This window comes from Microbacterium sp. C5A9 (genome assembly GCF_022627955.1).
Classification (GTDB): Bacteria; Actinomycetota; Actinomycetes; order Actinomycetales; family Microbacteriaceae; genus Microbacterium.
Window position 1 is genome coordinate 243,156 of sequence record NZ_JABXGD010000008.1, and the last position, 13,582, is coordinate 256,737.

Below are 13,582 nucleotides of genomic sequence, written 5' to 3' on the forward strand. Positions count from 1 at the left end.
GGATCTTCGTCAGTCGTGCGGCGGCTGCGCCGGAACCGGCCGATCACAGCTCGCTCAATCGGCCGTCGGAGATGCGGATGCAGCGGCGGGCACGCCGCGCGACACCGTCGTCATGGGTGATGACGATGAGCGTGAGCCCGTCTTCGTTCAGCTCCTCGAAGAGCGACATGACCTCACCCGAGGTGCGCTGGTCGAGGTTGCCCGTCGGCTCGTCCGCGAGCAGCAGCCGTGGCCCGCTGACGACCGCGCGGGCGACAGCCACTCGCTGCCGTTCGCCGCCCGAGAGCGAGTTCGGGAAGAAGTCGATCCGATGCCCGAGGCCGACCCGCGTCAGCGCCTCGCGTGCGCGTTCCTCCCGCTCGCGTCGCGGCACGCCGCTGTACAGCATCGGCAGCAGCACGTTGTCGAGCACGGTGCGCCGCGGCAGCAGGTGGAACGACTGGAACACGAATCCGATGAAGCGAGCACGCACCGCGGCCCGCTCGTCGTCGGAGAGGTCGCCCGTGAGCGAACCCGACAGCCGGTACTCGCCCACACTCGGACGATCCAGGAGGCCGAGGATGTTGAGCATGGTCGACTTGCCCGAGCCGCTGGGTCCGACGATCGAGATGTAGTCGCCCGGAGCCACCGTGAGGGTGGCTCCCTTGAGGGCCTGGACCTCGGGCGGTCCGGGGAACGATCGCGTCACATCGCGCAGCTCGACGAGCGGCACATCGGCATCGGTCTCGGACGCGGCGGGGAGGATCGACGTCTGCGCGTCGGTCACTTCCCCACCACCACGAGATCGCCTTCGTCGAGCTCGCCCTCGACCGGGGTGACCTCCACGGCGCCCTTCGCGGCGAGTCCGGTCTCGACGACGACCAGCCGCGTCTTCGCGTCCTTCCCCTCCCGGGGATCCGACTCGACGACCTCGATGCGCGATTCGCCGCCGGGGCCGGCGGTGAGCGCCGCGAGCGGGACCGAGAGCACATCGCCCTCCGTCGCGCCGACCGCGATGCGCACGCGCACGTTGCTCCCCTGCAGCTGCGAGATCTGCTCCGCGGTGAGGGGATCCGGCTCGAAGAGAACCTCCCAGCGCGCCTTGGCGTCCTTGCCCGGCTTCAGCTCGGAGACCACCGCGCGGTGCTCCGTGCCGTCGGGCAGCTCGAAGACTCCCTCGGCGCCGACCTCGAGCAGCCGTGCGTCGGCTTCCGCAGCAGCGCCCGTGAGGCGCACCGTGGCTCCGGAGACCGTCATGACGGCGCCCGAGATCGCCGTGCCGCGCTTGACGTTGACGGCGTCGACGCGTCGGGGCAGCTCGGTGAGGAAGAGCACCTCGCTCGACGGCAGATACGGCAGCACGCTCTCCCTGGCGCTCGCGAGGGACTCCTCGGCGGCGCCGACCTGCTGACGTGCGGCATCGAGTGCCGCCCGTTCCGCTCCGGTGTCCTGCGCGGCCCACAGCTGGTCCCGCTCCAGACGAGCTGTCTGCAGATCCCACTCCGCCTGCTGGACATTGGTCCCCTCGGCGCCGTTCTTCGCATCGGCGACCGCCTGCTCGGCCTGCGCCACCCGGACGTCCGCCTGCCACGTCTCGAGGCTCGAGGGTCCTGCTCCGGCCGCCGCGAGCGCCTGCTCCGCCTGAGCGACCCCGCTCTGCGCTGCGCGCACGCCCTCCTCCGCTGCTCGAACCGCGTCGTCTGCTCCCTCTTCGGGCGACGGCAGCGGGTATCCCGCCTGCGCGTAGAGCTGACCGACCGCATTCGCCGTCGTCTGGTCGAAGAGGTTCGACGCCACATCGCCGGCATCGATCCCGATGCTCACGAGGGCCTGCTTCAGCTGGATGACGTCGGGGCCGGAGACTCCGACCCGCAGCGTCCGGTACGCCGGAAGCTCGCCGGGAAGCACGATCACGGGACGACCTTCGACCTCGAGGGCGATCGAGAGCGGGTTGAGTGTGGCTCCGACCTCGGGGACGGATCCGGTCACCACGCTGCCACCGCCCGTGGTGTCGATCGTCACCTCGACCGCATCCGCGTATCCGACGTCGGCGCGGAGGGTCACATCGTTGCTGAGCGCCCCGAACTCGACAGGGACGGTCACGAGGCCGGGATCCGGCGTCTCGCTCGCCTCAGCCGGGGAGATCAGGAATCGGCCGACCAGCAGGCCGGCGACCAGGCTCACGACGGCGCAGGCCGCCACGATCCACAGCGTCCGGTTTCCGCGGAGGATCCGACGCCACCCGCTCACACGGGAGGTGTCGACCTCTTCGGTCGACGCTCCCTCTTCGGGCGCGCCATCGGAGGTCTGCTCGGAGAGGAGCTCGGCGGGAAGTTCAGTCGTCGGGGTCTCGTCGTCCTTCATGTCAGCTGTTCTGCTCGGCCGCAGCCTTGAAGGCCTCGAGGTCCGCCTTGTTGTCGGCGATGAACTTCTCCTCGATCGAGAACTGGATCTCGAGAGACTTCTTCATGTACGACAGCGACGTCCGGCACTCGAGGTCGGCGAGCGCGAGGGCGATCTCCCGCTCACCGAGCTCCTTCATCTCGGGGCTCTCGGAGGGGTCGACGAAGTCGGGCGACTCGACGTCGACCTCGGTCGTGCCGTCACCGTAGGCCGCGTCGAAGAGAGCGCTCTGCTCGTCGGAGATCGACTGCTGCGATTCCATCGGAGACGCGAACCCGGGCTCGCCGGCGTCGTCCATGCACGCCGCCCATTCGGCGTTGAGGTCCTTCAGCTCCGGGGACTCCTGAGCCTCGGTGAAGACCGCGTTCATCTTGTCGCGCAGGTCCGCGAACTCGTCGGACTGCCACGGGTCCTCACCCTCGAGCTCGTGCTGAGCCCAGCCCTGGCAGCCCGCATCCTCCCAGCTGTACTCGTAGCTGCCGTCCTCGGCGAGCTCCTCCTCCTCAGGGGGCACGCCGTAGGCGGTCTCGTAGTAGGCGGTCTGCTCCGACTCGGAGAGGGACTCCACGTACTCGGAGTTCGGGTCGACGTACTCCTCCGACTCGCCCTCCTGCATGACCTCGTTGTACGGGTTGTTGACGATCCCGTAGCCGTACTTCTCGACCCAGTCCTTCTTCTCCGGCTCCCACTCCACGTCATCGTCGGAGAAGACCATGCCACCGTTCTGAGTGTTGGGCGTGTACTCGAAGCCCTCCTCGGCCATGCACTCCGCCATCAGCTCTTCCGTCTGCAGCTGCCGTTCCTCGAACTGCTTCTGCTGCTCCTCCGGCGAGAGGTCTCCGCCGTACGCCGCCGACAGGTACTCGCTCAGCGGCGAGTCCTCGTAGGTGAGCTCGCTGTCGGCCGCGCCGGAGCAACCGGCGAGTGTGAACACCAGAGCGGTTGCGGCGACAGCCGCAAGAGGACCGGTGGTACGCATGTCTTACTCCATTCATCGCCGATGCACAGAGATCGACGCTCTCGAGTAACCCTAGGGGTCCGGGCTCGATCGCCGCGTCCCCCAAATGGCGGACGAAGATACCTCCGAAGGATGACGTCGCGGGGCCCCGGATGCGGTTATCGCGCCCGCGGGTGCGACGTCGCGTAGACGTCGCGCAGCGTGTCGACCGAGACGTGCGTGTAGATCTGGGTGGTGGCGACGGAGGCGTGGCCGAGCAGCTCCTGCACCACACGCACGTCCGCGCCGCCCTGCAGCAGGTGGGTCGCGAAGGAGTGCCGGAGCGTGTGCGGAGACACCTCTGCGGTGATCTGCGCGCGCTCGGCAGCGGCGCGGATCACGAGCCACGCGCTCTGTCGGGACAGCGGGGCTCCTCTCGCGCCGAGGAACAGCCGCGCCGACGCCCGGCCCGACGCCGCGAGCTGGGGACGCACCCGTGTCAGGTACGCGTCGACAGCGCTGCGCGCGAACGAGCCGATCGGGACGATGCGCTCCTTCGATCCCTTGCCCCGCAGCCGCAGCACGTCGCCGTGCGCCAGGTCGTCGACGTCGAGTCCCACGGCCTCGGAGACCCTGGCGCCCGTCGCGTAGAGAAGCTCGAGAAGGGCGCGGTCGCGGATCCCGATCGGCTCGTCCGACGGCGGGGCGTTCAGCAGCCGCTCCACCTGGTCGATCGTGAGCGCCTTCGGCAGACGCCGCGGCGCCTTGGGCGGACGCAGGCGCCCGCTCGGGTCGTCGGCCTCGATCCCCTCTCGCGCCAGGAAGCGATGCCAGCCGCGCACGGAGGACTGCAGGCGGGCGAGACTCGTCGCCGCCGGAGCGGGGTCGGCCCCTGACCGCTCGGCGATGAAGTGGCCGATCACGGCAGGGGTGACCTCGCCCGTGTCGGTGATGCCCGACGCGTGCAGCCAGTCCAGGTACCCGTCGAGATCGCGTCGATAGGCAGCGATCGTGTGCGCGCTGAGGCCGCGCTCGATCGTGACGTGGCGCAGATACGAGTCCAGCGCACGATCGAGCTGCACGTCAGCTCCGGTCGCGCCGACGCTGCGCGGTCGCCAGCACTCCGATCGTCAGGATGCCGTTGCGCATGCGTCCGTCGAGCACGGCGTCGACGGCGTCGCCGAGCGGCACCCATTCGACGCGGATGTCGGCTTCCTCGTCTTCGCGGTCATGAGCAGCCGCGGCCGGCGAGATGCCGGTGGCGAGGAAGAGGTGGATGACCTCGTCGTTCCCGCCCGGTGTCGTCCACGACGAGACGAGCGGCTCCCAGTGCTCGGCGACCAGGTCGGCCTCCTCCGCGAGCTCGCGCTTCGCCGCCTCGAGCGGCTCCTCGCCTGCGACGTCGAGCAGCCCGGCGGGCAGCTCCCAATCCCGGTGACGGATCGGATGCCGGTACTGCTGGATCAGCAGCACCCGGTCTTCGTCGTCGAGGGCGAGGATCGCCACGGCCCCGGTGTGCTCGACGTACTGTCGACGGATCTCGCCCTCGCCGTAGCGGACGAGATCGTCACGGACGTTCCACACCGCGCCCCGGTAGGCGAGGTCGCTGCGGAGCACCTCCGGAGCGAAGGGCTCGTCGCGCAGGCTCTCGGTCGACTCACGCATCGGCGGCGTCGACGTCGAACAGCTCGCTGGAGCGGTGACGCTCGATCGCCGCGCCGACCAAGCCACGGAACAGCGGGTGCGGGTCGGTGGGACGCGAGCGCAGCTCGGGGTGAGCCTGCGTGGCGATGTAGTACGGGTGCACATCACGGGGCAACTCGACGAACTCGACCAGGTCGAGGTCGGGGTTGAGACCCGAGAACACCAGTCCCGCCTCGGCGAGACGCCCGCGGTACGCGTTGTTGACCTCGTAGCGGTGGCGGTGGCGCTCGGATGCCTCGGGCGCGCCGTACAGCTCACGAGCCAGCGAGCCTTCGGCGAGAGCCGCCTGGTAGAGGCCGAGGCGCATGGTTCCGCCCAGGTCTCCCCCGTCGAGGATCTCGATCTGCTCGGCCATCGTCGCGATCACCGGAGCCGCGGTCTCGGGGTCGAACTCGCTCGACGAGGCGCCCTCGATGCCGGCGACATCGCGGGCGTACTCGATGACCATGCACTGCAGGCCGAGGCACAGTCCGAGGGTCGGGATGCCCTGCTCACGCGCGAACTTCAGTGCGCCGAGCTTTCCTTCGATGCCGCGGATGCCGAAGCCTCCGGGCACGCAGATGCCGTCGAGCGCTCCCAGCTGCTCCTTCGCGCCCTCGGGTGTCTCGCACAGGTCCGACGGGATCCAGCGGATGTTGACCTTCGTCTCCTGCGCGAAACCGCCGGCCTTGAGCGCCTCGGTCACGGAGAGGTAGGCGTCGGGCAGGTCGATGTACTTGCCGACCAGGCCGATCGTCACCTCGTGCTTGGGGTTGTGCACCGCGTGCAGCACCTTGCTCCAGCGCGACCAGTCCACGTCGGCTGCGGCCTTCTGGTCGAGGCCGAGGCGGCGCACGATGTACGAGTCGAGTCCCTGGTCGTTGAGCGTCGACGGGATGTCGTAGATGCTCGGCAGGTCGACCGTGTTGATGACACCCTCGGCGTCGACGTCGCACATCAGCGCGATCTTGTTGCGGTTGCTCTCGCTGACCGGACGGTCGCTGCGGAGCACGAGGGCGTCGGGCTGGATGCCGACCTGGCGGAGGGCCGCGACCGAGTGCTGGGTCGGCTTGGTCTTCTGCTCACCCGAGGCGCCCATGAAGGGCACGAGCGACACGTGCACGAAGAAGACGCTGTCGCGACCGAGCTCGTGACGCAACTGACGCGCGGACTCGAGGAACGGCTGCGACTCGATGTCGCCGACCGTGCCGCCGACCTCGGTGATGATGACGTCGGGACGGGGGTCCTCCGTCGCCTGCAGGCGCATGCGACGCTTGATCTCGTCGGTGATGTGCGGGATGACCTGCACGGTGTCGCCCAGGTACTCGCCGCGGCGCTCGCGGGCGATGACCTGCGAGTAGATCTGACCGGTCGTGACGTTGGCCGCCTGCGACAGGTTGATGTCGAGGAAGCGCTCGTAGTGGCCGATGTCGAGATCGGTCTCCGCACCGTCGTCGGTGACGAACACCTCGCCGTGCTGGAAGGGGTTCATGGTGCCCGGATCGACGTTCAGATACGGATCGAGCTTCTGCATCACGACGCGGAGTCCGCGGGCGGTGAGGAGATTACCCAGGCTCGCGGCAGTGAGCCCCTTACCCAAAGACGAAACGACACCACCAGTCACGAAGATGTGCTTGGTCGTGTCGTTCTTGGGCCCCGCAGAAGAAGAGTTCATCACGGGCTTCGATCCTATCAGGCGGTGGGAGCCCCGAGGCTGAGAAGTTCTCGGGCATGGGTGAGAGCGGCGTCGGAATCGGTCAGGCCGGAGAGCAGACGCGCCATCTCGGCCTCGCGCTCCGCCCCCTCGAGACGACGCACACTCGAGGCGGTGACTGCTCCGTCGTTCGACTTGACGACGGTGAGATGGTTGCCGGCGAAGGCCGCCACCTGAGCGAGATGCGTCACGGCGATGACCTGCGACTTCTCTGCGAGTCGGGCGAGTCGTCGCCCGACCTCGATTGCGGCGGCGCCGCCGATACCGGCGTCGACCTCGTCGAACACGAAGGTCGGCACGGGGTCGGTCCCGGCGATGACGACCTCGATGGCGAGCATCACCCGCGAGAGCTCTCCCCCGGACGCGCCCTTGGCCACGGAGCGCGGCTCGGCGCCCGGGTGCGGGGCGAGCAGGATCGCCACATCGTCGCGGCCATGGGTGGTCTCGGTGCCCGGAGCGACTGAGACCTCGAGACGGGCGTCGGGCATCGCGAGGGCGTGGAGCTCGTCGCTCACCGCGGCGCCGAGTCTGACGGCCGCAGAGGTGCGCGCCGCCGTGAGCGCATCGGCCCTCTGATCGAGCTCGGCGCGGGCGGCGTCCCGCTCGGCCTGCAGCCGTTCCAGTCGCTCGCCGTCGTCGTCGAGCTCGGCGAGGCGGGCAGATCCGGTCTGCCAGAGTTCGCGTGCTTCCTCGATCGATCCGTGCGCACGGACCAGAACGCTGAGCGCAGCGCGGCGCTCCTCCACGGCGGCCAGCTCGTGCGGACCCGTCTCGTCCAGGTCGGCGAGGTACGCGGACAGCTGTCCTGCGAGATCCGTGACGCGGTAGCCGATGTCGGCCAGCGCGTCGGCGATCTCGGTCAGCGTGGTGTCGGAGGCGCGCTCGAGCACGCGTCGCGCCTCGGCGAGGAGCGCAGTGACGTCGGGCTCCCCCTCCTCGTTCGAGAGGGCGCCGTGCGCCTGCGAGGCGGCGATCCGCAGCTCCTCGGCATTCGCGAGGCGCTCTGAGCGCGCCGAGAGCTCGGCGTCCTCCCCCGGCTCGGGAGCAGTCGCCTCGATCAGGGCGAGGGCATCGCGCAGACGCGCGGCCTCTTCGGCTCTGCGGTCGCGATTCTCGGTGATGTCGGTGATCTCGGCGTCGAGCTCACGCCATTCGGCGTATGCCCGTGCGTAGGCGTCGAGTGCGGTCGCGATCGGAGCACCGCCGAAGCGGTCGAGCGCGTCACGCTGTGCGGCGGAGGACTTCAGGCGCAGCTGCTCCGACTGTCCGTGCACGACGACGAGCTCTTCAGCGAGCGCCGAGAGCACGCCCGCGGGGGCCGCACGTCCGCCGACGCTCGCCCTGCTGCGGCCTTCGGCGTTCAGCGTGCGGGAGACGTAGAGCTCGGCGAGCCCGGCGCCGGCCGGCTCCAGCTCGCCGCCGGCGTCGGTCACGATGTCTGCGACGTCGCCCGTCTCGGGCACGACCCACACGCCGGCCACGGAGGCCTGTGCGGATCCCGCGCGCACGGCGCCGGAGTCGGCGCGCTGGCCCAGCAGCAGGCCGAGCCCGGTCACGACCATGGTCTTGCCCGCACCGGTCTCGCCGGTGATCGCCGTGAAACCCGCGCCCAGAGGCAGAACAGCATCGGCGATCACACCGAGCCCCTGCATCCGCATCTCCTCGATCATGCCGTCGCCCCCTGCCCTCGCCAGCCGGCGACCGGCAGCTGGAACTTGCGCACCAGCCGGTCCGTGAACTCGGTGGGGTGCAGGCGCGCGAGGCGCACGGGCCGCGACGAGCGCCTGACCACGACGCGTGCTCCCGGCGGCAGATCGTGCGAGCGCCGACCGTCGCACCACAGGATGCCGGATCCCGACGTGCCCTCGAGCATCTCGATCGCCACCGCCGCGTCGGGGCTGACGACGAGAGGCTTCGCGAAGAGCGCATGCGCCGACAGCGGCACGACGGCGATCGCCTCGACGCTCGGCCAGATCACGGGGCCGCCAGCCGAGAAGTTGTATGCCGTCGACCCGGTGGGGGTCGACACCACCATGCCGTCGCAGCCGAAGCTCGACAGCGGGCGCCCGTCGATCTCGAGCACGACCTCGATCATGCGCTCACGACTGGCCTTCTCGACCGTCGCCTCGTTGAGCGCGAAGGTCTCGTACACGACCGCGCCGTCGACGTCCTTGACCCGGACGGAGAGCGCCAGGCGGTCCTCGACCTCGTAGTCGCGGGCGATCACCCGACGGACGGCGTCGTCCATGTCATCGCGGTCGATCTCGGCCAGGAATCCCACATGCCCCATATTGATCCCGAGGACGGGCGCCGAGCAGCCTCGCACGAGCTCGGCCGCGCGGAGGATCGTGCCGTCGCCGCCGAGCACGATGGCGAGTTCGAGGTCGTCCTGCTGCACGGTCTCGCCCAGCACGTCGACGTCGGCGAAATGCGCGTCGACCGCACGCAGATCGGCGCTGTCGTCGGCGGCGAGCACCGGACGAGCACCGGCTCCGCGGAGCGCGTCGGTCACCCATCGCGCTGCGGCGACCGTGTCGGCGCGGCCCGCGTGGGCGACGACCAGGATGTTGCGCTCGTTCATCGTCCCCCTGCCAATGCGTTGATGCGGTCCGACCATTCTGACGGATCGCTGCCCCGGCCCGGCGCGAGGTGCACAAGATACTCCGCGTTGCCATGCGTGCCGAGGATGGGAGAGGGGAGGATGCCAAGCATTCCGAAGCCCACGTCCCACGCGCTCCACACGGTGCGCGCCACGGCATCCGCCCTGGTCGCGGGGTCGGTCACGAGCCCTCCGCGCACGGCCGTGCGACCGACCTCGAACTGCGGCTTCACGAGCAGGATGATGTCGGAGCCGGTCGGGGCCACCGCCGCGACCGCCGGAAGCACGAGTTCGAGGGAGATGAAGGACAGATCCCCGACGATGAGGTCGGGAGGAGTCGACTCGCCGGTCGACGCCGCGAGGTTCTCGGGCGTCATGTACCGGACGTTGTATCCCTCGACGCTCACGACACCGGGATCGGCGGCGATGGATGCCGCGAGCTGATCGTGACCCACGTCGACGGCCAGGACCCGGCGGGCCCCACGCTCCCGCAGCACCTGGGTGAAGCCGCCGGTCGAGGCACCCATGTCGAGAGCGAGGCGTCCTGCGACATCGATGCCGAACCCGTCGAGCGCCGCGATGAGCTTGTGCGCCGCGCGCCCGACGTAGTGATCGGCGCCGGCGACCGTGATCTCCGACGAGTCGGCGACCGTCGTCGAGGCCTTCACCACGGGACGTCCGTCGACGCTGACGAGCCCCTCGGCGACGAGAGTCGCCGCGTGGGTGCGCGAGCGAGCGAGTCCTCGGGCGGCGAGGGCGGCGTCGAGTCGCGTCATCGGGCGCCCGGCGCGTCGCGCTGGTCGACCCTGGCGCCGCTGTCGAGCCTGCGCGACAGCTCGTCGTGCAGTCCGGAGTATGCGTCCGCGCGGGCAGCGAGGGGCTGCCCCTCGATCAGGCGCAGGCGACTCCACAGACCGTCGGTCGGTGCGTTCGTCGTCTCTTCGCTCACGCTTCTACTGTACGCGGCGGCGCCGACACGTCGGCGGAGCCACGTCGGCGTTCAGACGCGGATGCTCACACCCGGTGGAACGGATCGTCGTACAGACGCTCCGGCACGCGAAGCACGAACACCGGTGTTCCCGACGCCCAGATCGCGGCCGCGCCGGCGCGCAGCAGATCGATCTGCGAGTCTCCCTCGGCGAGGATCTCGACGTCGGCGCCCACCACCCGCACCGACGCGCCGTTGACGGAATGGACGCCGTCCTTCGACGTCACCTCCGGATACGGCTGGTGCAGCTCCCGGAGGTCGCTGAGGATGTACGTCGGGCGCGATCCCTCCGGTGCCGCGAGCACGTGCTTGGGCCGATCGATGCCGGTGAGGACAAGGGCCGAGTCGATGCCCGCGCGCACCGCACCGAGGATGTCGGTGTCGAGGCGATCGCCGATGAACAGCGGCTTCTTCGCACCGAAGCGCTCGGTCGCCTCCTCGAAGATCGGCACCTCCGGCTTGCCGGCGACAGTCGCAAGGCGGCCGATCGCCGTGTGCACGGCAGACACGAGCGTGCCGTTGCCCGGTGCGACGCCCCGCTCGCGCGGGATCGTCCAGTCGGTGTTGGTGGCGATCCAGGGAATGCCGCCCTCATCTTCGGGGACCTTCAGGGCGAAGGCGGCCTCGGCGAGATCAGTCCACGCCACCTCGGGCGCGAAGCCCTGAACCACGGCATCCGGAGCATCGTCGGCGCTGCGCGTGACGGTGTACCCGGCCTTCTCCGCCTCGTCGACCAGTCCAGCGCCACCGACGATCAGCAGGGTCGCCGGCGGCGGCACGATCCCCGCCAGCAGCCGCATCGCGGCCTGCGGACTGGTGATCACGTCTGCCGGAGCCACGGAGAGTCCGAGACTCGTGAGGTGCTCGGCGACCGACGCATCCGTCCGCGAGGCGTTGTTCGTGATGTACCCAAGGCGAGCGGAGGCTGCTGCGGCGTTCAAGCTCTCGACCGCATACGGCAGCGCTCCGGGACCCGCATACACGACGCCGTCCAGATCAGCGAGGACCGCGTCCACCCCGTCGAGCGGAGTCCGAGCCGCCGCCTTCTTCGAGAACAGCCCCACTACGCCTCCTCGGGCGCATCGGATGCCGCGGGGGTGTCTCCCGCGCTGTCGCGCTCCTCGGAGTCGTCCGAATCGTCGAGGTCCTCTCCGAGCAGTTCGCGAACCTCGTCGTCGATAGACGGTTCGGGCTCGGTCTCGGTCTCGGTCTCGGGCTCGGGCTCGGGCTCGGGCTCGGGCTCGGGCTCGGGAGCAGCGTCAGCGTCAGCGTCAGCGAGGTCGACGACCTCATCATCGTCGAAGTCGCCCTCGATCAGGCCGTCCTCGATGAGGATCTCCTCGTCACCGGCCTCATCCACACCGAGAGCTTCCGCAGCGACGTCGGCACGATGCGCCCAGAACTCGGCTTCTTCAGTCCGTCCGAGATCCTCGAGGACCGCTGCACGCGCGGCGAAGAGCGCAGGGCTCCACTCGAAGGCGCGGTCCGGGTCGAGCTCGGGGATCTCGAGCTCACCGAGTGCGAGCTCGAGGTCGCCCTGGTCGAGGCGTGCCCCGGACATCGCGATGGCCAGCGACACGCGGACAGGGGTGGTGAGCGCGGTTCTGTCGACCGCGCGGCCGGTCTCGAGAGCGCGGTCCGGACGTCCGATGCCGCGCTCGCTGTCGACCATCAGTGCGATCTGGTCGTCCTTGCCGGAGATGCGACGGTACGTCCGCAGCTCCCGGAGCGCCAGGGCGAAGTCCCCCGTCGCGTAGGCGGTGATGCCGAGAGTCTCCCGTACGATCGCGATGCGGCCCGCACGACGGGATGCCGCAAGAGCGTGCTCGTGAGCGAGCTCAGGATCCTCATCGATGAGCTGCGACGCCATGGCCAGATGACGCGCGACGATGTCGGCGTTCTCCTTGCTCAGAGTCTTCAGCTCGTTGCGGGCTGACGTGTGCAGATCACGCGCGGTGACCTCATCCGGGATGTGCGGGTCGTTGAAGCGAGGACGGTCGCCCGAAGCCTGGACCGGACGCTCACGTCCCGCTCCCCCACGCTGCGGGTACGAGCGCGACGAGTCACGCGACTCACGGGGCGCGCGGTCGTCGCGGTTGTCACGGTTGTAGCCACCGGAGCGGGGGGCGCCACCGTCACGGTTGTCACGGTTGTAACCACCAGAGCGAGGAGCGCCACCATCGCGGTTGTCACGGTTGTAGCCACCCGAACGCGGGGCTCCGCCATCGCGATTGTCGCGGTTGTAGCCGCCGGAACGGGGTGCGCCGCCGTCGCGGTTGTAGCCACCGGAGCGAGGGGCTCCGCCATCGCGGTTGTCGCGGTTGTACCCGCCCGAACGCGGAGCACCGCCATCGCGGTTGTACCCGCTGGAACGCGGGGCTCCACCGTCACGGTTGTCGCGGTTGTACCCGCCCGAACGCGGGGCTCCACCATCGCGATTGTCGCGGTTGTAGCCACCAGAACGCGGGGCACCACCATCACGGTTGTCGTGGTTGTAGCCACCCGAACGCGGGGCACCACCATCACGGTTGTCACGGTTATACCCGCCGGAGCGAGGCGCGCCGCCATCGCGGTCGTACCCGCTGGAACGCGGGGCACCACCGTCACGGTTGTCACGGTTGTACCCGCCCGAACGTGGAGCACCACCGTCGCGGTTGTCACGGTTGTAGCCACCAGAACGAGGAGCGCCGCCATCGCGGTTGTCACGGTTGTAGCCACCCGAACGGGGAGCGCCACCATCGCGGTTGTATCCGCTGGACCGCGGGGCTCCACCGTCACGGCTATCGCGGTTGTAACCACCCGAACGAGGGGCACCACCATCACGGCTATCGCGGTTGTAACCACTCGAACGAGGGGCAACACTGTCACGGCTATCGCGGTTGTAGCCGCCCGAACGGGGAGCGCCACCATCGCGGCTGTAGCCACCAGAACGCGGGGCACCACCGTCGCGGCTATCGCGGCTGTAGCCACCAGAACGCGGGGCACCACCATCGCGGTTGTACCCACCGTCACGACGCGGTGCGTCGTCGCGACGCGGACCGCTGCTGCGGTTTCCCTCAGAACGTCCGCCGGAAGGTCGGTGACCGCGCGATCCATTGTCGTCGTTGCGACGCGGACGGCGCTCTTCCTCTTCCGGCATGATGCTCCCTATTGTTGTTCCTGTAAACGCAAAATGGCCACCCAACGATGGGTGGCCATTTGCTTAAAAGAAGTCCGGCGGTGTCCTACTCTCCCACAGGGTCCCCCCTGCAGTACCATCGGCGCTGTGAGGCTTAGCTT

The 13,582-nt window shown here is 69.5% G+C and carries 12 protein-coding genes; all 12 read right to left on the bottom strand.

Annotated elements, in window-relative coordinates; translation table 11 throughout:
- Positions 1 to 43 precede the first annotated feature (43 nt).
- The 12 genes from HWD99_RS16160 to HWD99_RS16215 all read right to left on the bottom strand — a co-directional run bounded on the left by HWD99_RS16160 (position 44) and on the right by HWD99_RS16215 (position 13,442).
- Positions 44 to 766, bottom strand: coding sequence for an ABC transporter ATP-binding protein (locus HWD99_RS16160; RefSeq protein WP_241797204.1), 723 nt, complete (start codon positions 764 to 766; stop codon positions 44 to 46).
- On the bottom strand, positions 763 to 2,343 hold the full coding sequence (locus tag HWD99_RS16165) for a hypothetical protein (RefSeq protein ID WP_241797205.1): 1,581 nt from the start codon (positions 2,341 to 2,343) through the stop codon (positions 763 to 765). Before HWD99_RS16165 ends, HWD99_RS16160 begins: the two co-directional genes overlap by 4 nt.
- A 1-nt stretch (position 2,344) precedes the next feature.
- A complete protein-coding gene (locus tag HWD99_RS16170) occupies positions 2,345 to 3,361 on the bottom strand; it encodes a hypothetical protein (protein ID WP_241797206.1) in 1,017 nt (338 codons plus the stop codon).
- A gap of 137 nt (positions 3,362 to 3,498) precedes the next feature.
- Positions 3,499 to 4,401, bottom strand: a complete 903-nt coding sequence (xerD, locus tag HWD99_RS16175) for a site-specific tyrosine recombinase XerD (RefSeq protein ID WP_241797207.1) — start codon at positions 4,399 to 4,401, stop codon at positions 3,499 to 3,501.
- Between the two features lies 1 nt (position 4,402).
- On the bottom strand, positions 4,403 to 4,984 hold the full coding sequence (locus tag HWD99_RS16180) for an NUDIX hydrolase (protein WP_241797208.1): 582 nt from the start codon (positions 4,982 to 4,984) through the stop codon (positions 4,403 to 4,405).
- Complete coding sequence (locus HWD99_RS16185; protein WP_241797209.1) at positions 4,977 to 6,677, bottom strand: CTP synthase; 1,701 nt, start codon at positions 6,675 to 6,677, stop codon at positions 4,977 to 4,979. The genes HWD99_RS16180 and HWD99_RS16185 overlap by 8 nt, the downstream gene beginning before the upstream one ends.
- 17 nt (positions 6,678 to 6,694) lie before the next feature.
- The gene (gene recN / locus HWD99_RS16190; protein WP_241797210.1) at positions 6,695 to 8,386 is read right to left on the bottom strand and encodes a DNA repair protein RecN; all 1,692 of its coding nucleotides are present in this window, start codon (positions 8,384 to 8,386) and stop codon (positions 6,695 to 6,697) included.
- On the bottom strand, positions 8,383 to 9,297 hold the full coding sequence (locus HWD99_RS16195) for an NAD kinase (protein WP_241797211.1): 915 nt from the start codon (positions 9,295 to 9,297) through the stop codon (positions 8,383 to 8,385). The genes recN and HWD99_RS16195 overlap by 4 nt, the downstream gene beginning before the upstream one ends.
- Positions 9,294 to 10,091 (bottom strand): TlyA family RNA methyltransferase, encoded by a 798-nt coding sequence (locus tag HWD99_RS16200; protein WP_241797212.1) that lies wholly within the window; start codon positions 10,089 to 10,091, stop codon positions 9,294 to 9,296. Before HWD99_RS16200 ends, HWD99_RS16195 begins: the two co-directional genes overlap by 4 nt.
- Positions 10,088 to 10,264, bottom strand: coding sequence for a hypothetical protein (locus tag HWD99_RS16205; RefSeq protein WP_241797213.1), 177 nt, complete (start codon positions 10,262 to 10,264; stop codon positions 10,088 to 10,090). Before HWD99_RS16205 ends, HWD99_RS16200 begins: the two co-directional genes overlap by 4 nt.
- Before the next feature lie 65 nt (positions 10,265 to 10,329).
- On the bottom strand, positions 10,330 to 11,367 hold the full coding sequence (locus HWD99_RS16210) for an HAD-IIA family hydrolase (RefSeq protein ID WP_241797214.1): 1,038 nt from the start codon (positions 11,365 to 11,367) through the stop codon (positions 10,330 to 10,332).
- Positions 11,367 to 13,442 (bottom strand): hypothetical protein, encoded by a 2,076-nt coding sequence (locus tag HWD99_RS16215; protein WP_241797215.1) that lies wholly within the window; start codon positions 13,440 to 13,442, stop codon positions 11,367 to 11,369. The genes HWD99_RS16210 and HWD99_RS16215 overlap by 1 nt, the downstream gene beginning before the upstream one ends.
- Between the last annotated feature and the right edge of the window lie 140 nt (positions 13,443 to 13,582).